Genomic DNA, 19,764 nt, shown 5'->3' on the forward strand with positions numbered 1-19,764 from the left:
GAACACGTCCTGAGAAGATGGGTCCGTGGTACACGTCGTCGACATCACCGACCCAGCCGATCCTCGTCTCGACGACTTCCGGGACCTCAACTCCTCGGACCGTCGCCCCGACCTGCCCGAGGGCAAGGGGCTGGTGATCGCGGAGGGCGTTCTGGTGGTCCAGCGCCTCGTCGAGTCGCGCTTCGAGCCCCTCGCGCTGCTGGGCGTCGAGCGGCGGCTCGGTGAACTCGCGGACGACCTCGTGGACGTCGACGTGCCGTTCTACCGCACCACGGCGGACGTCATGGCGGAGGCCGTCGGGTTCCACCTCAACCGCGGGGTGCTCGCGGCCGCCCGTCGTCCCGCACCACTGGACCTCGCGGACGTCGTGGCCGACGCGCGGACGGTGGCGATTCTCGAGGGCGTCAACGACCACGAGAACCTCGGCTCCATGTTCCGCAATGCCGCCGGCCTCGGTGCCGACGCCGTCCTCTTCGGCGGCGCCTGCGCCGACCCGCTGTACCGACGGTCGGTGCGCGTCTCGATGGGTCACGTGCTGCGCGTGCCGTTCGCCACGGTCCCCGACTGGCCGCGCGGGCTGTCCGTGCTGCGCGACAACGGGTTCCAGCTCGTCTCGCTGACTCCGAATCCCACCGCCGTTCCGCTGGCCGAGGCGATGACGGGGGAGAAGGTCGCGTTGCTGCTCGGCGCCGAGGGGCCTGGACTCACGGAACACGCGATGCGCGCCACCGACGTCCGGGCACGGATCCCGATGGCACCGGGCACCGACTCGCTCAACGTCGCGACCGCGGCCGCCATGGCGTTCTACGAGCGGGTGCGCACGGGATGAGGGATCCGGCCGAACCGACACCCTGGGGTTCGGGAATCGCGTGTGCCGTCGCCGCGGCACTCGTCACCGCCGCCGCGGTGATCTCGCTGGGCCTCACCCTGCTCCGGGTCAGCAGCCTCTTCGCGGTCCTGGTGATGGCCGTGATGGTGGGCGGCGCTGCGCCGTCTGTCGCCCGTCGGCGCGCAGATCCGGTGTGGCGCTTCGTCGTACCGGGCATCGCCGCCGGCGCGGCCGTGGGTGTGCTGGCGTTCGCCGTCGACGCGCTGGGCTAGCGACGCCGGAACAGGCCGCGCTTGCGCTGCGGCTCCGGGGTCTCCGGTCGCGGCGGTTCGGGCGGAGGGGCCGCTGCCGGATCGCGCATCGCGAAGTCGCACAACAGCACCGAGCCGGGGTCGGTGTCCCCGTCGCGGGCTCCGCCGATCATGCGGACGCCGAGCCAGTGAGCGCTCGCCGCGTCGGCGAACTCCTGGGGATGGAACGGCAGCGCCTGGGGATCGGGGAACTTCTCACCGTCGAACTGCAGCGGATGATCGCCCGACCAGAAAGGCCGTTCCCACGGGAAGGGGAGACCCTCGTCCTCGTGGATGTAGGTGGGGCCGGCGCTGAACGAGCGCTTCAGGGTGCCGGAGTCCCATTGCGCGAAGGCGCCCCACGCGTGCTCTCGTTCGGAGGCGACGAGAAAGGTGTGCGTGGACGGCAGCAACGACGTCCAGGACTCCTCGAGAGTCGACGGGCGCACCGCGGCGGGCTCGGAGGCGCAGACGACGGTGATGCCCGGGTAGCAGCCGACCAGCACGCGGTTCGGCTCCGACGCCACGGCGAACGCCGTCAGGGGCGCCATGCCGACGAGAGCGGGCTCGAGGCCGGGGTGAAGCTTCCGTGCCACGGCCGCGGCCGCATCGGTGTCGGACTGCACTCCGGACCGCAGCACCGCGATCGGATCAGGTGCGTCGACGAACCACAACGCTGCTGTACCCAGCCCCACCGGGCGCCCCCTTGTCGTCGTCCGGTCTCAGACGGTCACTTACTCGGCCGTGAAGATCGCTCTGCCGTGAACACTGCTCGGCTCAGCGGCCGTTGCTGCGCACTCCCAGCAAGACATCCTCCCACGACGGCATGGCGGGCTTTCCCCGTTTGTCCTTCGCGTTCGCATGGCCCGGCGCCGGCTTGGGTCGTGTCGGTTCGGTCTCGGGCTCGGCCTGCGCTGCGGGTGTCTCCGCGGGTTCGGGCTGCTCCGCCGTGGTCTCCGTGTCCGAGTCCGCGTCGACCCCGTAGTAGTCGTCGAGAGTCTGCTGTGACGGCGAGTCCTCCTCGGCGGCGACGACGGGGGCCAGTCCTCGGAGTTGGCGGCCGAAGTCGGGGTCGATCAGCTCGGAGGCCGCGTCGTCCAGAGGAGTGACACTGCCACCGTGAGCATCCGGCTGAAAACGCCAGTGCGCTGTGTTGGTGGTGCGCCCCGCAGGCCAGGTCAGCTGGGCGATCCAGTGATTGTCCTCGTCGCGCCACGCGTCCCACTCGGCCTGGTCCATCGAGTGCCCGCGGCCGCGGAACGCGAGTCCCACGATCTCCACGAGGGTGAGCACGGCGGGCCCGTCGGCACGCAGGGGGTGGCCCAGCTGGGCGAGTTCAGCGGCGCGGGAACGTTCGAGCAGAACGGGGTGCGCGTAGCGCTCCACCTTGCTCGCCGGCATACCCGACTCCTTGGCCACCTGCTCGATGGAGGCGCCGGACCGGATGCGCGCCTGGATCTCGCGCGGTCGCATCAGAGAATCCATCTCGATCTCGATCTGTCCGAGTCGCGCGGCGTCACCACGGGCGGCGGCGCGCAACTTCTCGTCGGCCGGCAGACGGAACTTCTCACCGGAGGAATCGGCACAGACGATGTGCTTGCCGTCCGACGCCAGGCCGATCACGTGGATCTCTCGCACGATCACTCCTTTGCGTCGCGACGGCCCCTGCCCCTCGGCTGCTCGCTGTCCGAGCACGGGGCCGGGTTCGGTGCCTCCCCCGACTGTAATGCACCACAGTGCAGCAGTCGGGGGGACACGCACGCTCTCACGCCAGGTGTTCGACCACGTGATCGATGCAGGCGGTCAGGGCGGTGACGTCGTCGGGCTCGACGGCCGGGAACATGCCGACGCGCAGCTGGTTGCGGCCGAGCTTGCGGTACGGCTCCGTGTCGACGATACCGTTGGCGCGCAACGTCTTCGCGACGGCTGCAGCGTCGACCTTCTCGTCGAAGTCGATGGTGCCGACCACCTGCGAGCGATGCTTCGGGTCGACGACGAACGGCGTCGCGTACTCGGAGCGCTCCGCCCAGTCGTACAACCGCGACGAGGAGTCGGCGGTCCGTGACGTCGCCCAGTCCAGGCCGCCCTTGCCGTTCAGCCACTCGATCTGGTCGGCGAACAGGAGCAGCGTCGCCACCGCGGGCGTGTTGTACGTCTGGTTCTTGGTGCTGTTGTCGACGGCGATGGGCAGCGACAGGAAGTCGGGGACCCAGCGCTTGCTCGCCGCGATCTCGTCGACGCGGGCCAGTGCCGCGGGGCTCATCAACGCGACCCAGAGGCCGCCGTCCGCAGCGAAGTTCTTCTGCGGAGCGAAGTAGTAGACATCCGAATCGGCCACGTTCACGGGCAGTCCGCCGGCGCCCGAGGTCGCGTCGATCGCGATGAGGGCGTTGTCCGAGCCCGCCGGACGCGAGACAGGAATGGCGACACCCGTCGAGGTCTCGTTGTGAGCCCACCCGATCAGGTCGACCGACGGATCCGACGTGGGCTCCGGGGCGCTGCCCGGCTCCGCGCTCACGACGATCGGGTCACCGATGAACGGGTTGGCCTTGGCCACCGAGGCGAACTTCGAGCTGAACTCACCATTGGTGAGGTGCAGCGACTTCTCCTTGATCAAGCCGAACGCGGCTGCGTCCCAGAACGCGGTGGTGCCACCGTTGCCCAGCACGACCTCGTAGCCCTCAGGGATCGAGAACAGCTCGCGCAGACCGTCGCGCACCCGTCCCACCACGTCCTTCACCGGCTTCTGGCGATGGCTGGTGCCGAACACCGACGCGCCCACGTCCACCAGGGACTGGAGCTGCTCGGGCCGGACCTTCGACGGACCGCACCCGAAGCGTCCGTCGCCGGGCTTGAGGTCGGAAGGAATGGTCAGGTTCTCGGCCATACGGGGTTCGCGTCCTTAGTGTCGTGTGGGCGTTACCGGCGTGATCAGGGTAGTGCAGCCGTGAGGAGGGTCGTGCACCCCGCTGGGCGTACCGGGGCTGGTTTACCCGGCGCTGGATGCCCGGCGCTGGTTGCCGGCGCTCGTTGCCCGGCGCTGGTTGCCCGGCGCTGGTTGCCCGGCGCGCGCACCGCGCAGTGCCCTGCGCAGGATGCAGCGTGCGCTCGTCGCCGGGCGCTGCGCGTGGAGGGCGCGGTCACCCCACTCGGGTGGTGCGCGGCCGTGCGCCCCCGCACCCTGCGGCCAGCACCCGACGCAGTTCGCGGCCGAGTTGCGGCGACGTCAGATCGGCCCACGTCCAGCGCACCACCGTCCATCCGTGTGCGCGGAGCAGGTCCTCGCGACGCTTCTCGCGCACCAGGACGTTGGCGGGTGACTCGCCGGGGCGTGCGAGGGCCGAGTACTTCGAGACGCCGTCGAACTCGCCGATCACTCCTTCTTCCTCCCACAAAAAATCGGGGCGGAAGGTGGTGCGGCCGTCCGAGAGCATCAGCGTGACCTGCAGTTCCGGGCACGGAACGCCGAGATGGTGCAGATACACGCGGCTCCGCGATTCCCCGACGCTCTCACTTCGCCCGTCCAGGAAGTCGAGTGCAGACTCCGCGGCGGTGCGTCTGCGATGGGACGGCGTACGGATCAGCGACTCGCGCACCGACTCCGGCGTCACGAGATGCCGGTTCAGCGCGGAGTCACCGGCGCAGACCGCATCCTCGAACGGGAGGGTCCGCGCGAGATCGGCGACGGTGCGCGCAGCAGACGTGCAGCGCAGACCGTCGATGACGTCGACGTCCCGCTCGGTCAGACCGTCGGCGTGGACGTGGCGATGCCGACCGACATGACCACCAGACGATCGCGGGATGCCGACATGCACCCGTTCCGGGACACGCCACAACGACATCCCGTGCACCAAGGCTGCGGAACCGTGTGCGGCGGCCGCCGCTGGTGCGCTCGCCAGCAGCGTCGCGCGCACCTCGAGCAGGTGCCGACCGGTGCTGTCGAGCGAGTCGAGGACCGCAGCCGGAACGTAGATGCCGCGCCGGACGACGGCGATCTCGCGACGCGCCAGTGCAGCTTTGATCTCGGCGTCGGTGGCGCCGCGTGCGAGTGCGTCACGACGGCTGAGCAGCTGTTCCCCGTAGAAGTTCACGGCCGCAGTGTGCGCACGAGTCGGTCGCCCTCGCTGCGGCCGTCCACAGTCGGCCGTCATCCCCGGGTTCGAGCGCTCGCCCCTTGCCTCGCGCGCACCGCTCGGCTACGCGCGCAGGACGAGAGGTGCGCGGAACACCGTGCGGTGCGCGCGGCGGCGACCAGCACCCAGCAACCGGCGCCGCACCCACCTACCTCACGCGATGGTGCCCCACCCCTCGACGCTCTCGGGGGAGCGCGGTGCGGGACCGGTGTAGATGGCGGCGGGGCGCACGAGCTTGCCGAGGCGCTTCTGTTCGAGGATGTGGGCGCACCAGCCGGCGGTGCGGCCGCAGGTGAACATGGCGGGCATCATGTGCGCGGGGACCTCGGCGAAGTCGAGGATGACGGCGGCCCAGAATTCGACGTTGGTCTCGATGGCGCGGTCGGGGCGGCGTTCGCGCAGTTCGGCGAGTGCGGCCTGTTCGAGCGCGGCGGCGACCTCGAAGCGCGGTGCGTTCAGGCGCTGCGCGGTGGCGCGCAGGACGCGGGCGCGGGGGTCCTCGGCGCGGTAGACGCGGTGCCCGAAGCCCATGAGCTTCTCTCTCCGGTCGAGGATTCCCTTGACCAGTGCCCGTGCGTCGCCGGACTTCTCGACCTCCTCGATCATGGGGAGGACGCGGGCGGGGGCGCCGCCGTGCAGGGGGCCGGACATGGCGCCGATGGCTCCGGAGAGGGCGGCGGCGACGTCTGCGCCGGTGGAGGCGATGACGCGGGCGGTGAAGGTGGAGGCGTTCATGCCGTGTTCGGCGGCGGAGACCCAGTAGGCGTCGATGGCCTCGGTGTGGGCGGGGTCGGGGTCGCCCTTCCAGCGGGTCATGAATCGTTCTGTGACGGTGGAGCACTGGTCGATCCGCGCCTGCGGCACGGCCGGCTGGTAGATGCCCCGCGCGGACTGGGCGACGTAGGACAGCGCCATGACGGAGGCGCGGGCGAGGTGTTCGCGGGCGGTGTCGTCGTCGATGTCGAGGAGCGGTTCGTAGCCCCAGATCGGGGCGAGCATCGCGAGTCCGGCTTGGACGTCGACGCGGACGTCGCCGGTGTGGATGGGGAGGGGGAACGGTTCGGCCGGGGGCAGGCCGGGGCCGAAGCGCCCGTCGACGAGCAGGGCCCACACGTTGCCGAAGGTGACGCCCTTGCCGACGAGGTCCTCGATGTCGACGCCGCGGTAGCGCAGTGCGCCGCCGTCCTTGTCGGGTTCGGCGATGTCGGTGGTGAAGGCGACGACGCCCTCGAGTCCGGCGACGAAGCCCTCCGGTACCACTGTTTCCTGGGCCATGAAGATCCCTCGTTCTCCTGTGTCCGCGGACCCCGCTTTCGTGCGTGGACCTGCACCTCACCGCACCCTAGTGGGTAGCGCGGGCCACACCGTACTCCGGGAGTAGCGTCTGCGCGGTGACCGAGAACATCGACCTGGCGGACATGCGGGTGGCGTACGGCGGGGACGACGATCTCGAGGAGAGCGACCTCGCCGGCGGTTGGCTCGCGCTCGCCCGCGTGTGGTTGCAGCAGGCGATCGACGCGCGTCTGCCGGAGCCGAACGCCATCACACTCGCGACGGTGGACGCGGACGGCCGACCGGCGACGCGCACGGTGCTGTGCAAGGAGTTGTCGGAGTCGGGCGTCGTCTTCTACACCAACTACGGCTCGGCGAAGGCCAGCCATCTCGAGTCGACGCCCTTCGCATCGGCGACGTTCCCGTGGATCGGCATCCAGCGGCAGCTGACGGTGCGCGGACCGGTCACGCGGGTGAGCGCCGACGAGACGGCTGCCTACTGGGCCACCCGGCCGCGGGGGTCGCAGCTCGGTGCGTGGGCGTCGCAGCAGTCGAGCCCCATCGGATCGCGCCAGGATCTGGAACTGCAACTTGCCGACGTGACGGACAGGTTCGAGAACGGGGACGTGCCGGTGCCCCCGAACTGGGGCGGACTCCGCATCGCGCCCGAATCCGTGGAGTTCTGGCAGGGCCGGAACAACCGGCTGCACAACAGGCTGGTGGTCACGGCGTCCGGCGTCGAGCGTCTGCAACCGTGAAGCTTCTCGCCGACACCACTCCACTCCAGAACCCCGACTATCGACGACTGTGGGGCTCCGGTGTCGTCACCGTCATCGGTGCCCAGCTCTCGGTCGTCGCTGTGCCGCAACAGATCTTCCAGATCACGTCGAGCTCGGCGTACGTGGGGCTCGCCGGCGCGTTCGCCTTGGTGCCGCTCGTCGTGTTCGGGCTGTGGGGCGGGGCGTTGGCCGACGTGATGGATCGGCGCACCCTGCTGATGATCACCACGGTGGGGATCGGCGCGACGTCGTTCATGCTGTGGCTGCAGGCGCACCTGGGAATGGACAATGTGTGGATCGTGCTGGTGCTGCTCGGCGTGCAGCAGGGCTTCTTCGCGGTCAATCAACCCACGCGCAGTGCCATCATCCCGCGCCTGATTCCGTTGCGGCAGTTGCCCGCTGCCAACTCACTCAACATGACGGTGTTCAACTTCGGTGCGATCGCGGGCCCGATGCTCGCCGGTGCGTTGATCCCGGCGTTCGGGCTGCCGACGCTCTACCTGCTCGACACCATCGCGCTGACGGTGACCCTGTGGGCAGTCGTGCGACTGCCGAAGATCCCGCCGACGGGGGAGTCGCGACGCGCGGGGCTGCGCGAGGTGTTCCAGGGGTTCGCCTACCTGGCGACGCAGAAGGTGCTGCTCGCCTCGTTCGTCGTGGACATCATCGCGATGGTGTTCGGGATGCCGCGCGCACTGTTCCCGGAGGTGGCCACCGAGACGTTCGGCGACCCGGCCGAGGGCGGACTCGTCCTCGGACTGCTGTTCGCGTCGCTGTCGGCGGGCGCGGTGCTGGGCGGAATCTTCTCGGGGTGGTTGCCGCGCGTGCAGCGTCAGGGCGTCGCGGTGATCGCGTGCATCGTGGTGTGGGGCGGCGCGATGATCGGCTTCGGGGTCTCGGTGGGGCTCGCGACGGTCGGGGAGCGCGGGTGGGCGCTGTACCTGGCGCTGGGCTTCCTGGCGATCGGTGGCGGCGCCGACATGATCTCCGCCGCGTTCCGGAGTTCGATGCTGCAGTCCGTGGCCACCGACGACATGCGGGGCAGGTTGCAGGGCGTCTTCATCGTGGTGGTCGCGGGCGGTCCGCGAGTCGGCGACGTCCTGCACGGCGCGGCCGCCTTCATGGTGGGTACCGCGGCCGCGGCGGCGGGCGGCGGGGTGCTGGTCATCGTCGGTGTGATGATCGCGGCCCTCGCCATCCCGGCCTTCGTCAAGTACCGCGTCACGGCTCACACCTGAGCGGTGCGGCGGCACACCTCCGCCCAGGGGGTGGGCTCGATACCCAGCATCTGCTGTGAGCGCGTCGACTCGAGGACGTAGGGCGCGGTGCGTTGGTAGGACAGCTGGTTCAACTCTCGCAGCATCGGTAAGGCGAGACCCGCCGCCCGCGTGATCAGCCGGGGGACGACGCGTACGGGCACCGGGGGTCTGCCCACGGCCGCGAGCGTGTCGGTGATCGCTTGCCTCAGTGTCACAGCAGGATTGGTCGGCGCATGCCATACCTGACCCCATGATTCGGGAGTGTCGACGGCGGCGATCAAACCCCGTGCCTCGTCGAGGACGTCGGTGAACGAGTGCGGCACGTCGGCTGCATCGATCGCCCAGACGGCCTTGCCGTCGAGTGCCGCAGGGAGGAGGCGCGTGACGTGGCCGTTCGTGCCCACTCCCGTTCCCATGTAGTCGGATCCGCGCACCTCGACGGCGCGCAGAGAACCGGCGCGGTGCGCGTCGGCGAGCTCGCGCCACATCTCGGCCCGCAGCACACCCTTGTGGTCGGTGGCGGCGTCGGGCATTCCCTCGCGCATGACACCGTCGGCGACGGGCCCGTACGGGTAGAGGGTGCCCGTGACGGCGAGGACGGCGCCGGTGCGTTCGGCGGCGAGTCGCAGCGACCGGGCCAGCGGCGGCCACACCTGATGCCACTGTGTGTAGTCGCTCGGGTTGGCGCAGTTGTACAGCGCGACGGCGCCGTCGGTGAGGGCGCTGAGAGCGTCGGCGTCGGAGGCGTCGAGCGTGGCGGAGGTGACGCCGGGGGCGGTGGTGCCGCGACGGGAGACGAGAACGACCTCGGAGCCGCGGTCGGCGAGCAGGCGGGCGACGTGGGTACCGACGGGGCCGGCCCCGACGACGACGTGACGATCGGACATGGGAAACACCTTTCGTAGTGGAGAGCACTGCTCTCGACACAACTATGAGAGCACTGCTCTCGAAAGTCAAGAGCGGTGCTCTCAGTTACTGTGAAGGCATGCCGACGCCCCGAGAGACCGCCCGCACGGAGACGATGGCCGCGATACTCGGCGCAGCTCGGACCCAGCTCGCCGACGTCGGACCCGCGGCACTGTCCCTGCGCGCCGTGGCGCGGGAGATCGGCATGGTGTCCTCGGCCGTCTATCGCTACGTGGCGAGCCGGGACGAGCTGCTCACGGCACTGATCGTGCAGTGCTACGACGAGCTGGGTGCTGCCCTCGAGGATGCCGATCCGCAGGGTGGAAAGCCTGTCGACCGCTGGGTGGCGGTGTGTGACGCGCTGAGGTCCTGGGCCGCGGCGCACCCGCACGAGTACGCGCTGCTGTACGGCTCGCCCGTGCCCGGCTATCGAGCGCCGCAGACGACGGTCGGTCCGGCCACTCGCCCGACTCTCGTGGTGGTGAGCATCGTCGTCGACGCGCACCGGTCCTCGCCGCCGGTCCGCATCGAGCCCGACAACTATTCACCGGCGCGTGATTTCGTCGTGGAGCACTATCGCCAGGCCAAGGGTGAGGATGTCGACGGCGTGATGACGTCCGACCTGGTGGCCCGGACGTTGTCGGCGTGGATCACGGTCTTCGGCGCGGTGTCGTTCGAGCGCTTCGGCCATCTGGTCGGCGTCACCGAGGACACCGGTGCGTTCTACGCCGACATCGTGCGGGATCTCGCGACGACGCTCGAACTCAGTGGAAGGTCGCTCGAACTCAGTGGAAGGTGAGGTGCCACACCGCGAGTGCGGCCAACGCGCCGGCGCCGTTGAGTGCCCAGTGCAGACCGATGGGGGCGAGAATGCTTCCGCCGCGATGGCGCAGCCAGGTGAAGACGAAGCCGGCGACGGTGGTCCCCGCGACGGCGCCGCACACCCCGACGATCTGGCCGAACAATCCCGTTCCCAGTACGGCGGAGAACCCGTCGTTCCCCACGGTCAGGCCGAGTGACGACGCCACGTGCCACAACCCGAAGAGCAGCGAGCCGATGACGGCGACCGCGCGAATGCCGAAGCGCCGCGACAACTTTGCATGCAGGACACCGCGGAACGCGAGCTCCTCGGGAACGACTGTCTGGAGCGGGATGATGACCAGGGCCGCGAACAGCGTGGCGCCGACGTTGACGCCGTACCGCTCGTTGAGGAAGGCGCTCTGCGTCAGCGGTATCGACGCGGCGACGGCGACGACGAGAAGCGTGATGCCCGCCGCGGCGGCGCCGTGACGGGCTCCGCGTCCGACGTTGCTCAGTCCCAGGTCGCTCCACTGGAGGCCGCGCGCACGGGCGAAGGCGAGTAGAAGCAGGGCGCCGACCGGCACCGCGGCGACCGCGATGGGGGTGGGCGCGAAGTGCGCGGTCAGGTTGAAGACCACCAGGGCCGCGACGACCACGACGATGTCGACGAGGGTCCTGTCGACCCAGCGGCGGGGTGCCACCGGTTCGGTGGCGACGACGACTGTGGACACCCGATCCACCGTACAGAGAACGACGCGTCACATCAGGGCGGTAGCGTGCTGCCATGGTCGACGACGCGCCATCCGCCCTGTCTCATTCGCTGCGCCACGGTGCGTACAGAGCCGACGTCGCCGCCACCGGTGCGGGACTGCGAGCCCTCGAGCACGCCGGCCGGCGGCTCACCGAGACGTGGGACGCGGGCAGGCCGGAGGCCGGTCGGGATCGGGTCGCCGCCAAACCCCCGTTGTCGGCGGGGCTGGTGTTGGCGCCGTGGCCGAACCGCACCCGCGACGGCCGGTTCACGTTCGACGGTGAGACGCATCAGCTCGAGATCACCGAGCCGGCCCGGAACAACGCGAGTCACGGACTCGTCCGTCGGCGGGCATGGGACGTCGCCGAGCGGTCCGACTCGTCGATCACCCACACCATCGACATCGGCGGAGAACAGGGGTGGCCCTTCGCGCTCCGTCTGACCGCTCGGCACAGCCTCGGTGACGACGGATTGACCGTCACCCACACGGCGACGAACATCGGGGATCGCACGGCGCCGTTCGGCATGGGCGTCCACTCGTTCGTCCGCGCCGGCGATGCGCCCCTGGACGAGTGCACGCTGCGACTCTCGGCGGGTGTGCGTCTCCCGCTGGACGGCGAGCGCAACCTGCCCACCGGCGGCCCCGTGCCCGTGCAGGGCACGGATTTCGACTTCTCCGCGGCGCGGAGCCTCGCCGGGGTGTGGCTCGACACCCCGTTCAGTGCTCTCGTCCCGGACGCGGACGGCATCGCACGGCAGTACCTGACGCCGCCGGACAGCGCGGCCACCGTGCTGTGGACCGACGCGAACTTCCCGTGGGTGCAGGTGTTCACGGCGGATCCGGCGCACGATCAGGCCTACCCGGACCGCGGCCGCGCCCTGGCGATCGAACCGATGACGTGCCCGCCCGACGCGCTCAATTCCGGTGTGGGGCTGATCGTGCTGGAGCCGGGGGACACCTGGACCGGCAGCTGGGGCATCCGGGCGGACGACGGGAGCGCGTCGTGACGATCCTGGTGTGCGGCGAGGCGCTGGTCGATCTGGTGCCGGATCGGCAGGGCGGTGGTCCTGCCTTGACGCCGAAGCTGGGCGGCGGCCCGTTCAACGTCGCCGTCGCGCTCGGCCGCCTCGGTGCGGACGTGCAGTTCCTCTCGCGTATTTCTCGCGACCCGTTCGGCCGCGACCTCGTGGCGTGGCTCGAGGCGTCGAGGGTGGGACTCGACCTGCTCCAGCGTGGTCCGGAGCTGACCACGCTCGCCCTGACCGTGCTCGACGCGCACGGCGCCGCCGAGTACTCGTTCTATGCCGACGGCACCGCGGACCGACTCGTCGAGGCACCCGCGACCATCCCCGAGTCGGTGACCGCGGCGTCGTTCGGCACCCTGTCGCTGCTCTACGAGCCGGGCGCGAGCGTGTACGCGGCTCTGCTCGCGCGGGTGCACGACGCCGGGATCCTGACGATGCTCGATCCGAACATCCGTCCGGCCGCGATGACGGACGGCGACGGCTACCGCACCCGGTTCCGTACCTGGCTTCCGTCGATCGACATCCTCAAGGTGTCGGTCGAGGACGCGGGATGGCTGGGGGAGGGGCCGCAGGGCACCACCGTCCAGCACTGGTTGGACGCGGGCGTGACCGCCGTCGTCGTCACGCGCGGCGGGGACGGACTGTCGGTGGTCACCACGGCCGGCGAGACAGTCGTTCCCGGTGTGTCGGTGCAGGTCGCGGACACCATCGGCGCGGGTGACACCGTCCACGGCGCGATTCTCCATCACCTGACGGAGCACGGCGTGCGCTCGTCGGCAGACCTTCGGAGACTCGATTCACAGGCCTGGACGGCCGCTCTCACGTTCGCCGCGAAGGCAGCCGCCATCACCGTGTCACGACCGGGGGCGGACCCTCCCTGGGCGGACGAGGTCGGCGACGACTAGTTTTATCGAGACACCACAAGTTCCGTTACACCGAGCTCGAGAGGGACCCTTCGTGCCCGCTGAGAATGCCGACAACGCCGCCACCGCCAAGCTGATCTATCCCGGCGGCGAACACGAGATGACCATTGCGAGAGCGACCGAAGGCAACGACGGTATCGAGCTGGGCAAACTGCTCGCGAACACCGGGTACACGACGCTGGACGGTGGGTTCGTCAACACGGCCTCCACCAAGTCCGCCATCACGTACATCGACGGTGCCGAGGGCATTCTGCGCTACCGCGGATATCCGATCGACCAGCTCGCCGAGAAGTCGTCGTTCCTCGAGGTCAGCTATCTGCTGATCTACGGGGAGCTGCCCACCACAGTCGAGTTGGAGAACTTCACCGACCGCATCCGTCGGCACACCCTGCTGCACGAGGACCTCAAGCGCTTCTTCGACGGCTTCCCGCGCAACGCGCACCCGATGCCCGTCGTCTCGTCCGCGGTCAACGCGCTGTCCGCGTACTACCAGGACTCGCTCGACCCGAACGACCCTGAGCAGGTCGAGCTCTCGACGATCCGTCTGCTGGCCAAGCTGCCGACCATCGCCGCGTACGCGTACAAGAAGTCGGTGGGCCAGCCGTTCCTGTACCCGGACAACTCGAAGAGCTACGTCGAGAACTTCCTGCGCATGACCTTCGGTTTCCCGGCCGAGCCCTACGAGGCCGACCCCGAGATGGTCAAGGCGCTCGACATGCTGCTCATCCTGCACGCCGATCACGAGCAGAACTGCTCGACGTCGACGGTGCGCCTTGTCGGCTCGTCCGACGCCAACCTGTTCACGTCCATCTCCGGCGGCATCAACGCACTGTGGGGTCCGCTGCACGGCGGCGCCAACCAGGCCGTCCTCGAGATGCTCTACCGCATCCAGAGCGAGGGCGGCGACAGCGCCGACTTCCTGAAGCGGGTCAAGAACAAGGAGGACGGTGTCAAGCTCATGGGCTTCGGACACCGTGTCTACAAGAACTACGACCCGCGCGCGGCCATCGTGCGCAAGACCGCGCACTCGATTCTCGAGAAGCTCGGCACCAACGACGAGCTGCTCGACATCGCGATGAAGCTCGAAGAGGTCGCCCTGTCCGACGACTACTTCGTCGAGCGCAAGCTGTACCCGAACGTCGACTTCTACACGGGCCTGATCTACCGCGCCATGGGCTTCCCCGAGCGCATGTTCACGGTGCTGTTCGCGCTCGGCCGCCTGCCCGGGTGGATCGCGCACTGGCAGGAGATGCACCAGGACCCCAACGCCAAGATCGGTCGCCCCCGCCAGATCTACACGGGGTACACCGAGCGCGGCTACGAGGGCATCGACGGCCGCTGATCGGTCCGCGCCTCAGGACACACCCGACGCGGTGCGTCAGAATTTCCGGTTGGCCAACACCGGCAGGTTCTGACGCACCGCGTCGATCTCGTTCGGGTCGATGTCGAGCGTGAGCAGGCCCGGCGCCGCACCGAGCTGGTCGAGCACGTGGCCGGTGGGGGACACCACCATCGAGTTGCCGACGCCCACGGGTGCGGAGCCGGAGATCTCGATACCCGATTCGGCGGGGTCCGCCTGCCCGCAGGCCGCGAGGAACGTCGTCGAGTCCAGGGCACGGGCGCGGGCGAGCAGCGTCCACTGATCCACCTTGCCGGGGCCGCGGCCCCACGACGCGGCGACGACGGTGAGGAGGGCTCCGCGGTCCGCGAGGGTCTGGAAGAGGCCGGGGAAGCGGATGTCGTAGCACGTCGCGAAGCCGACACCCACGCCGTCGATGTCGACGACCACCGGCTCGGTTCCCGGTGCGACGGTGTCGGACTCGGCGAAACCGAACGCGTCGAACAGGTGGATCTTGTCGTACGACGCCTCGACGCCCCCGCCGGTGATCAGCAGGGTGTTGCGCACCCGCTCGTCACCGCCGACGGCCGGGGTGAACATGCCGGCCGCGACGGTGATGCCCGCGTTGTCGGCGATCTCGCGCACCGCGGTGGCCCAGGGGCCGTCGAGCGGCTCGGCGACGTCGGCGATCGATCCGCCGAAGCGGCGCATCGTGGCCTCGGGGAGAACGCACAGCCGGGCGCCCGCGTCCACGGCGTCACGGACGGACGAGCGCACCAGGTCCAGGTTCTCGTTCGGATCGCGGGACGCGGTGATCTGGGCGAGGCTGATTCTCATGCGGTGCTCCTGACGTCGGCGTGCGGGGTACAGAGGGTCGTGACTGGTATACACACAGTATGCAAGAACAGTCCGGTCGCGAGCGTGCCTATGTCTACCTCCGCGACCGTGTGCTGTCCGAACCGGCGTTCACCGGCACGTTCTTGAACGAGGGTGAGCTGGCATCGCAGATCGGGGTGTCGCGCACCCCCGTCCGAGAAGCGTTGCTGCTGTTGGTCTCCGAGGGTCTCATCGAGATGGTGCGGGGCCGGGGCGCGTACGTGCCGCCGATGTCCGGGCGCCAGATCGGTGAACTCATGGACCTGCGCGGCGTGCTCGAACGGCACGCCGCCGAGAAGGCGATCGACGCCGGGAACGTGCCCATCGCGGCGATGACGGCCACCCTGGAGTCGCAGGAGGCCCTGGCCGCCGGTGCCGCCGAGGATCACGCCCGAACCTTCATCGATCTCGACGGGACGTTCCACCAGGAACTGATCGACTCCGCGGGCAGCGAGTTGCTCTCTCGGACATACGCCGGACTGCGGGCGCGGCAGTTGCGTGCCGGGTTGTCCGCGTTGTTCGGCGCTCCCGACCGCAAGCGCCAGGTGTGCACCGAGCATCGCGCGATCGTCGACGCGTTGGCCTCGGGGAATCTGGCCGCGGCGTCCGCGCAGATCGATGCACACCTGGACGTCACCATGCGAATCCTGTTGCGCGGCTAGCTCTCCCGCGCGGATAGCTGCTCGGCGTCGAGGTTCTGCGCGACGTAGCTCTCCTCCTCCGCGGGATCGGGACCACGGCCGAGTGCCAGGCCGAGGACGGTGAGCACACCCATCGCCATGATGTAGACGAAGACGGGCACCCAGCTGTCGGTGCGGTCGAGCAGGAACGTGAACATGAGCGGAGCGATCGCGCCGCCGAAGACGCCGGCGATCGTGTACGCCAGCGAGGCACCGGTGGAGCGCAGGCGCAGCGAGAACTGCTCCGTCACGAACGCGGCCTGCGGCCCGTACATGAACGAGTGGAACGTCAGTCCGACGACGACGCCCAGGACGAGCATGCCGAACGAGCTGCCGCCGATGAGGAGGAAGAAGACGGCCACCCACACGACGCCGCCCACGGCGGCGACGGCGTAGAGCAGTCGCCGGTTCACGATGTCGGACAGTGCGCCCGCCAGCGGGATGGTGGCCAGCTGGAACGCCGAGCCGATGAGGATGGCCGTGAGCACCTCGCTGCGCACGAAGCCGAGCTTCTGCACGCCGTAGGTGATGGAGAAGACGGTGAAGAGCGCGTAGATGACGTCGGGTGCGATGCGCGAGAGGATCGCGGCGATCAGGGGGCGGCTCTGCTCGCGGAAGACCTCGGTGATCGGTGCCTCGGGTCGGTCGCCGCTCTCCTGCAGCGCCTTGAACACCGGGGTGTCCTCCAGCCTGAGGCGGATCCACAGTCCGAAGCCGACCAGCACGGCCGACAGCAGGAACGCCACGCGCCAGCCCCACGACTCGAACTGCTCCTCGGTGAGGGCGAAGGTCAGGGCCGCGAGAGCGCCGTTGGCCATCAGGTTGCCGGCGGGCGGGCCGATCTGCGCTGCGGACGACCAGAATCCACGCTTGCGCGGATTGCCGTACTCGCTCGAGAGCAGGACTGCGCCGCCCCACTCACCACCGACGGCGACACCCTGCGCGAAGCGCAACGCCACCAGGATGATCGGGGCCGCGACGCCGATGGTCGCGTAGCCCGGCAGCAGTCCGATCAGGAAGGTCGTGACGCCGATGAGCAACAACGTGATGACGAGCAGCTGTTTGCGTCCGATGACGTCGCCGAGGCGGCCGAAGACGAATCCGCCGATGGGCCGCGCGACGTATCCCACCGCGTAGGTCGAGAACGCGAGCAGCGTTCCCGTCAACGGGTCGCTCTCCGGGAAGAAGACGATGGGGAAGATCAGTGCGGCCGACGCGGAGTAGACCGCGAAGTCGTACCACTCCAGTGCCGTACCGGTCAGGCTGGCAGCGAAAGCCTTGGTCAGCGCAGTCCGGTCGGGACGCACCGCCCCTCGGCCGTCGGGTGTCGTGCCGTCCATGGGATGTCCTTTCGGGTGTCGTGGTTCATATACTTGCTGTATACAAGACGTATGCGCAACCCCCGGAGCGCTCCCGAAACAGAGAAGTAACAGGAGAAATGATGACGACACTGACCTTCGAACTTCCCGACGGTTCCACCGAGTCGGTCACCGTGACCACCCTCCTGAACGCCGGATACGCGGGCCGTGACCAGGCCGAGGTCGCGTCCCACATCGCCGAACTGGCCGAGCTCGGCGTTCCCGCACCGACCACCATCCCGGCGATGTACCCCATTTCGCCCTACCTGGCACAGCAGACATCCGAGGTGCACGTCCAGCACGGACACACCTCCGGCGAGGCGGAGTGGGCACTGGTGATCACGGGTCCCACCCGCGACGACGTGCTGCTGACCGTCGCGTGCGACCACACCGATCGCGATCTCGAGGTGCACAGCGTCGCGTGGAGCAAGAACGCCTCGCCCGATGTGCTCGGCACCGGCGCCTGGCGGCTCGCGGAGGTCGCCGACCGCCTCGACGACATCACGCTGCGCGCGTGGGTCGGAGACGACGAGACCCTGATCCAGGACGGCACTCTGGGCGATCTGCTCTCGCCCGATCACTGGCTCGACGTCCTCACCGAGCGGGGACTCTTCCGGGCGGGCACGGTGCTGATGTCCGGAACGGTGTCGATGGTTCCGGGGGTGGACCAGTTCGCGAACTCGTGGAAGGTCGAGCTACGCGACCCGGCGACCGATCGTTCTCTGACCTGCGCCTACCGTACGGTCGCCATGCCGTCCCCGATAGGCTGAGCGCAGTCACGTTACAGTCGATCGGTACAGGACATCGTCGTTCGGTATAAGTCGACTACAGGAGTTCATCGTGACCAAGCCCGAGATCGAGTTCCAGGCCGGCCCCCCTCCTACCGACCTGGTGGTCCAGGACATCACGGTCGGTGACGGCGCGGAAGCTGTTCCCGGCGGCACCGTCGAGGTGCACTACGTGGGCGTCGAGTTCGAGAGTGGCGAGGAGTTCGACTCGTCCTGGAACCGCGGTGAGTCCATCACCTTCCCGCTGCGCGGCCTCATCCAGGGCTGGCAGGACGGCATTCCCGGCATGAAGGTCGGCGGACGCCGTCAGCTCACCATCCCGCCGGAGCTCGCCTACGGCCCCGCGGGCGCAGGACATCGGCTGTCGGGCAAGACCCTCGTCTTCGTCATCGATCTGCTGAACGCCTGAGGTCAGCGCACCTCCAGCACCAACCTCGCGCCGCCCAGCGGGCTCGACTCCAGGCGCACGGTTCCGCCGTGCAGATGAGCCTGCTGGGCGACCAGCGCGAGCCCGAGTCCGGATCCGCCCGCTGCGGCCCGTGATCCGCGCTCGAACCGTCCGAAGACACGTTCCCGCTCAGCCTCCGGGACACCGGACCCGTTGTCGTCCACGCTGATTCGCGCACCCTCCGCTGTGCGCGCCACGCTGATCACCACGGTGGTCGCGCCGCCGTGACGCACGGCATTGAGCACGGCGTTGTCGAGTGCCAGCCGCAGTCCCGTGGGATGGCCCAGGGCGGACACCGGCCCGTCGGCCTCCACCCGCACCCGCGTCTCCGGCAACGTCCGCGCGGCGTCCCGTGCGACGAGGTCGGCGACCTCCACGACGTCCACGCTCACCCGGTCCGCGTCGGTGGTCAGCTCTCCGGTCGCGAGCCGTTCCAGCGCCGCGAGAGTCGATTCCACCCGGCCCTGCGTTCGCTGCAGGTCGTCGAGGATCTCCTGCCGCTGTTCGGCCGAGAGATCGAGCGTGCGCAGCACCTCGATGTCGGTGCGCATGGCGGTGAGGGGCGTTCTCAGCTCGTGCGCCGACACGGCGGCGAAGTCGCGGGCCGTCTCGAGGGCGCTCTCGGTGCGCGCCTGGGCGTCCGACACCCGCTGCAGCATGTCGCCGACGGCGGCCGCGAGGGCGTCTGCCTCCCGCACACCCGTCGACTTGCGGGGCGGTGTCGGCGGGTCCTTCGCGACGTCGTGTGTGAGCCTCATCAGCGGGCGCACGGCCCGCCCGCCGAGGATCCAGCCGAGTGCCGTCGACGCGCCGACCGCCAGGGCGCCGGCCTGCAGCACCTGCCGCTGCTGGTCGTCCGTGATGTCCTGCGCCTCCGACAACGGCACCGCGATGGACACGGTGACGTCCGTCCGGTCCGGCACCGCGGCGGTGTAGACGCGGAACGGGGTGCCGTCGACGTCGGCGGTCGCCGAACCGAGCGGCATCGCGGGAAGCTGCGGCTGGGTACTGGCCCGCACCTCATCGGTCTGTCGGATCGTGATGGCGAACGCCTCGGACCTGCTCAGGCTCCCGAGGAACATCTCGAACGTCTGCGCACGCGGCACCACCACCTCCGACGCGGTCTCGAGCCGGCGGTCGAGCTGCAGGATGTTGTTGCGGGAGATGGCCGCTGCGACGTACCAACCGACGAGCGAGACGATGATGAGGGCACCCAGGGCGGTAGCGGCGGCGACGCGGGCGCGCAGCGAGAAGACCCGGGAAGGCCGGAGAGTTTTCATGCGCCGGGAAGGCCGGAGGCCGGTCG

The 19,764-nt window shown here is 69.4% G+C and carries 21 protein-coding genes; 11 read left to right on the plus strand and 10 right to left on the minus strand.

The features are described 5' to 3' along the window. Positions 1–25: 25 nt before the first annotated feature. Together JOE30_RS09480 and JOE30_RS09485 are read left to right on the plus strand one after the other, a co-directional pair. Complete coding sequence (locus JOE30_RS09480) at positions 26–829, plus strand: RNA methyltransferase (protein WP_204866302.1); 804 nt, start codon at positions 26–28, stop codon at positions 827–829. Beyond that, a complete protein-coding gene (locus tag JOE30_RS09485) occupies positions 826–1,101 on the plus strand; it encodes a DUF2537 domain-containing protein (RefSeq protein ID WP_204866303.1) in 276 nt (91 codons plus the stop codon). The genes JOE30_RS09480 and JOE30_RS09485 overlap by 4 nt, the downstream gene beginning before the upstream one ends. Here the strand turns inward: JOE30_RS09485 and JOE30_RS09490 are convergent. The 5 genes from JOE30_RS09490 to JOE30_RS09510 all read right to left on the minus strand — a co-directional run bounded on the left by JOE30_RS09490 (position 1,098) and on the right by JOE30_RS09510 (position 6,527). After that, positions 1,098–1,814 carry a hypothetical protein gene (locus tag JOE30_RS09490; protein WP_204866304.1) on the minus strand — a complete coding sequence of 239 codons (717 nt, stop codon included), beginning with the start codon at positions 1,812–1,814 and terminating at the stop codon, positions 1,098–1,100. The genes JOE30_RS09485 and JOE30_RS09490 overlap by 4 nt on opposite strands. 82 nt (positions 1,815–1,896) lie before the next feature. Then, positions 1,897–2,757, minus strand: coding sequence for a septation protein SepH (gene sepH, locus JOE30_RS09495; protein ID WP_204866305.1), 861 nt, complete (start codon positions 2,755–2,757; stop codon positions 1,897–1,899). A gap of 127 nt (positions 2,758–2,884) precedes the next feature. Then, on the minus strand, positions 2,885–4,006 hold the full coding sequence (serC, locus tag JOE30_RS09500) for a phosphoserine transaminase (RefSeq protein WP_204866307.1): 1,122 nt from the start codon (positions 4,004–4,006) through the stop codon (positions 2,885–2,887). Positions 4,007–4,259: 253 nt separating this feature from the next. Beyond that, entirely contained in the window at positions 4,260–5,210 is a 951-nt protein-coding gene (locus JOE30_RS09505; protein WP_204866309.1) for a hypothetical protein, read from the minus strand. A gap of 195 nt (positions 5,211–5,405) precedes the next feature. Next, entirely contained in the window at positions 5,406–6,527 is a 1,122-nt protein-coding gene (locus tag JOE30_RS09510; protein WP_204866311.1) for a citrate synthase 2, read from the minus strand. Between the two features lie 143 nt (positions 6,528–6,670). Between JOE30_RS09510 and pdxH the strand changes: the two genes are divergently transcribed. Further along, entirely contained in the window at positions 6,671–7,282 is a 612-nt protein-coding gene (gene pdxH / locus JOE30_RS09515) for a pyridoxamine 5'-phosphate oxidase (RefSeq protein WP_204870197.1), read from the plus strand. Continuing rightward, the gene (locus tag JOE30_RS09520) at positions 7,279–8,541 is read left to right on the plus strand and encodes an MFS transporter (protein WP_204866313.1); all 1,263 of its coding nucleotides are present in this window, start codon (positions 7,279–7,281) and stop codon (positions 8,539–8,541) included. The genes pdxH and JOE30_RS09520 overlap by 4 nt, the downstream gene beginning before the upstream one ends. On the opposite strand, the gene JOE30_RS09525 is transcribed toward JOE30_RS09520, so the two are convergent. Beyond that, a complete protein-coding gene (locus JOE30_RS09525) occupies positions 8,532–9,449 on the minus strand; it encodes an NAD-dependent epimerase/dehydratase family protein (RefSeq protein WP_204866315.1) in 918 nt (305 codons plus the stop codon). The genes JOE30_RS09520 and JOE30_RS09525 overlap by 10 nt on opposite strands. Before the next feature lie 98 nt (positions 9,450–9,547). Between JOE30_RS09525 and JOE30_RS09530 the strand changes: the two genes are divergently transcribed. Further along, entirely contained in the window at positions 9,548–10,267 is a 720-nt protein-coding gene (locus tag JOE30_RS09530) for a TetR/AcrR family transcriptional regulator (protein WP_204866317.1), read from the plus strand. Here JOE30_RS09530 and JOE30_RS09535 read toward each other — a convergent pair. Further along, a complete protein-coding gene (locus tag JOE30_RS09535; RefSeq protein WP_307806121.1) occupies positions 10,254–11,000 on the minus strand; it encodes a CPBP family intramembrane glutamic endopeptidase in 747 nt (248 codons plus the stop codon). The genes JOE30_RS09530 and JOE30_RS09535 overlap by 14 nt on opposite strands. 53 nt (positions 11,001–11,053) lie before the next feature. On the opposite strand from JOE30_RS09535, the gene JOE30_RS09540 reads away from it, so the two are divergent. The 3 genes from JOE30_RS09540 to JOE30_RS09550 are packed head-to-tail and all read left to right on the plus strand — an operon-like array spanning position 11,054 to position 14,311. After that, positions 11,054–12,028 carry an aldose 1-epimerase family protein gene (locus JOE30_RS09540; RefSeq protein WP_204866318.1) on the plus strand — a complete coding sequence of 325 codons (975 nt, stop codon included), beginning with the start codon at positions 11,054–11,056 and terminating at the stop codon, positions 12,026–12,028. Next, entirely contained in the window at positions 12,025–12,951 is a 927-nt protein-coding gene (locus JOE30_RS09545; RefSeq protein ID WP_204866320.1) for a carbohydrate kinase, read from the plus strand. Before JOE30_RS09540 ends, JOE30_RS09545 begins: the two co-directional genes overlap by 4 nt. Before the next feature lie 52 nt (positions 12,952–13,003). Beyond that, entirely contained in the window at positions 13,004–14,311 is a 1,308-nt protein-coding gene (locus JOE30_RS09550) for a citrate synthase (protein ID WP_037183979.1), read from the plus strand. 36 nt (positions 14,312–14,347) lie between these two features. Here JOE30_RS09550 and JOE30_RS09555 read toward each other — a convergent pair whose 3' ends face one another. Beyond that, positions 14,348–15,145, minus strand: a complete 798-nt coding sequence (locus JOE30_RS09555) for a carbon-nitrogen hydrolase family protein (RefSeq protein ID WP_204866322.1) — start codon at positions 15,143–15,145, stop codon at positions 14,348–14,350. 59 nt (positions 15,146–15,204) lie between these two features. Here JOE30_RS09555 and JOE30_RS09560 point away from each other — a divergent pair, with 59 nt between their 5' ends. Next, positions 15,205–15,846 carry a GntR family transcriptional regulator gene (locus JOE30_RS09560; RefSeq protein ID WP_204866324.1) on the plus strand — a complete coding sequence of 214 codons (642 nt, stop codon included), beginning with the start codon at positions 15,205–15,207 and terminating at the stop codon, positions 15,844–15,846. Here JOE30_RS09560 and JOE30_RS09565 read toward each other — a convergent pair. Then, positions 15,843–17,204 (minus strand): MFS transporter, encoded by a 1,362-nt coding sequence (locus tag JOE30_RS09565; RefSeq protein WP_204866326.1) that lies wholly within the window; start codon positions 17,202–17,204, stop codon positions 15,843–15,845. The two genes, JOE30_RS09560 and JOE30_RS09565, sit on opposite strands and share 4 nt — an antisense overlap. 101 nt (positions 17,205–17,305) lie before the next feature. Here JOE30_RS09565 and JOE30_RS09570 point away from each other — a divergent pair, with 101 nt between their 5' ends. Beyond that, positions 17,306–17,992 carry a DUF2848 domain-containing protein gene (locus JOE30_RS09570; protein WP_204866328.1) on the plus strand — a complete coding sequence of 229 codons (687 nt, stop codon included), beginning with the start codon at positions 17,306–17,308 and terminating at the stop codon, positions 17,990–17,992. Positions 17,993–18,062: 70 nt separating this feature from the next. Continuing rightward, positions 18,063–18,419: an FKBP-type peptidyl-prolyl cis-trans isomerase gene (locus JOE30_RS09575; protein WP_027504206.1), complete on the plus strand. Its 357-nt coding sequence runs from the start codon at positions 18,063–18,065 to the stop codon at positions 18,417–18,419. Positions 18,420–18,421: 2 nt separating this feature from the next. Here JOE30_RS09575 and JOE30_RS09580 read toward each other — a convergent pair whose 3' ends face one another. Next, positions 18,422–19,738 carry a sensor histidine kinase KdpD gene (locus JOE30_RS09580; RefSeq protein ID WP_204866330.1) on the minus strand — a complete coding sequence of 439 codons (1,317 nt, stop codon included), beginning with the start codon at positions 19,736–19,738 and terminating at the stop codon, positions 18,422–18,424. Positions 19,739–19,764 lie beyond the last annotated feature (26 nt).

It is taken from the genome of Rhodococcus sp. PvP016, assembly GCF_017832185.1.
Taxonomy (GTDB): domain Bacteria; phylum Actinomycetota; class Actinomycetes; order Mycobacteriales; family Mycobacteriaceae; genus Rhodococcoides.

Coding starts and splice junctions, on each gene's coding strand:
- JOE30_RS09485 (WP_204866303.1), top strand. CDS start 826: ATGAGGGATCCGGCCGAACCGACACCCTGGGGTTCGGGAATCGCGTGT.
- serC (WP_204866307.1), bottom strand. CDS start 4,006: ATGGCCGAGAACCTGACCATTCCTTCCGACCTCAAGCCCGGCGACGGA.
- JOE30_RS09510 (WP_204866311.1), bottom strand. CDS start 6,527: ATGGCCCAGGAAACAGTGGTACCGGAGGGCTTCGTCGCCGGACTCGAG.
- pdxH (WP_204870197.1), top strand. CDS start 6,671: ATGCGGGTGGCGTACGGCGGGGACGACGATCTCGAGGAGAGCGACCTC.
- JOE30_RS09525 (WP_204866315.1), bottom strand. CDS start 9,449: ATGTCCGATCGTCACGTCGTCGTCGGGGCCGGCCCCGTCGGTACCCAC.
- JOE30_RS09530 (WP_204866317.1), top strand. CDS start 9,548: ATGCCGACGCCCCGAGAGACCGCCCGCACGGAGACGATGGCCGCGATA.
- JOE30_RS09540 (WP_204866318.1), top strand. CDS start 11,054: ATGGTCGACGACGCGCCATCCGCCCTGTCTCATTCGCTGCGCCACGGT.
- JOE30_RS09555 (WP_204866322.1), bottom strand. CDS start 15,145: ATGAGAATCAGCCTCGCCCAGATCACCGCGTCCCGCGATCCGAACGAG.
- JOE30_RS09560 (WP_204866324.1), top strand. CDS start 15,205: ATGCAAGAACAGTCCGGTCGCGAGCGTGCCTATGTCTACCTCCGCGAC.
- JOE30_RS09565 (WP_204866326.1), bottom strand. CDS start 17,204: ATGGACGGCACGACACCCGACGGCCGAGGGGCGGTGCGTCCCGACCGG.
- JOE30_RS09570 (WP_204866328.1), top strand. CDS start 17,306: ATGACGACACTGACCTTCGAACTTCCCGACGGTTCCACCGAGTCGGTC.
- JOE30_RS09580 (WP_204866330.1), bottom strand. CDS start 19,738: ATGAAAACTCTCCGGCCTTCCCGGGTCTTCTCGCTGCGCGCCCGCGTC.